The sequence below is a fragment of the Methylobacterium tarhaniae genome, from assembly GCF_001043955.1.
GTDB classification, from domain to species: domain Bacteria; phylum Pseudomonadota; class Alphaproteobacteria; order Rhizobiales; family Beijerinckiaceae; genus Methylobacterium; species Methylobacterium tarhaniae.
Genome location: NZ_LABZ01000430.1, coordinates 1 through 714, shown reverse-complemented (window position 1 = coordinate 714; position 714 = coordinate 1). Strand labels below are relative to the sequence as shown.

Annotated in this window: 2 protein-coding genes; one reads left to right on the top strand and one right to left on the bottom strand. The window is 70.9% G+C overall.

What is annotated here, in order from left to right; genetic code table 11:
* A partial coding sequence (locus VQ03_RS30455; protein ID WP_048454681.1) for a GreA/GreB family elongation factor occupies window positions 1–194 on the top strand: 194 nt, incomplete at its 5' end.
* Here VQ03_RS30455 and VQ03_RS30450 read toward each other — a convergent pair.
* Window positions 164–613, bottom strand: coding sequence for a GreA/GreB family elongation factor (locus tag VQ03_RS30450; RefSeq protein ID WP_083468336.1), 450 nt, complete (start codon window positions 611–613; stop codon window positions 164–166). The genes VQ03_RS30455 and VQ03_RS30450 overlap by 31 nt on opposite strands.
* Window positions 614–714: the final 101 nt, after the last annotated feature.

Genomic DNA, 714 nt, shown 5'->3' with positions numbered 1-714 from the left:
TCGGCTCGACCGTCACCATCGCGCGTGACGACGGGCCCGAGCAGACCTTCCGCATCGTCGGCGAGGACGAGGCCGACCCGGCCAAGGGCACGCTCGCCTACGTGGCGCCGCTCGCCCGCGCGCTCACCGGCAAGCAGGCCGGCGACAGCGTCACGGTAGCGGGTCACGAGGTCGAGATCGTCTCGGTCCGCTGAGGCGGGATCCGTCCTTCGATCAGGTCGCGCTCGCGGGCGAGCGGCGCCACGTAGGCGAGCGTGCCCTTGGCCGGGTCGGCCTCGTCCTCGCCGACGATGCGGAAGGTCTGCTCGGGCCCGTCGTCACGCGCGATGGTGACGGTCGAGCCGAAATGCACCGTGTCGCCGGGCGGCTGGTCCACCACCTGGGCCGAGTTGCGCCGGGCGGTCCAGTAGCGCAGGTCGCGGTTCACCCGCGCGAGGTTCGCCTTGTCGTCGGGCGAGAAGCCGGCATGCTCGGCATGCAGCCGGTCCAGCTCCGCGTCGATCAGGGCGAGGCCCTCCGGCGTGACGAAGTTCGGGTGCGGGGAGACGGGACGGTCGGGAAGATCCTCGAAGGCCTCCCCGCCCTCCTTCTCGCGAACGAATGCGATGCTCATGAAACGGGCAATGCGCAGGGTGTCGCCAAGGTTCCGCTTCGCGGTTCGGCTTCGAGATTCCGCTTGGCGGTCTCGCGCGATGCCCGGCTCAGGCGATCACC

Bases quoted from the DNA above. Each gene is read 5' to 3' on its own strand.
- VQ03_RS30450 (WP_083468336.1), bottom strand. From the start codon at position 613: ATGAGCATCGCATTCGTTCGCGAGAAGGAGGGCGGGGAGGCCTTCGAG.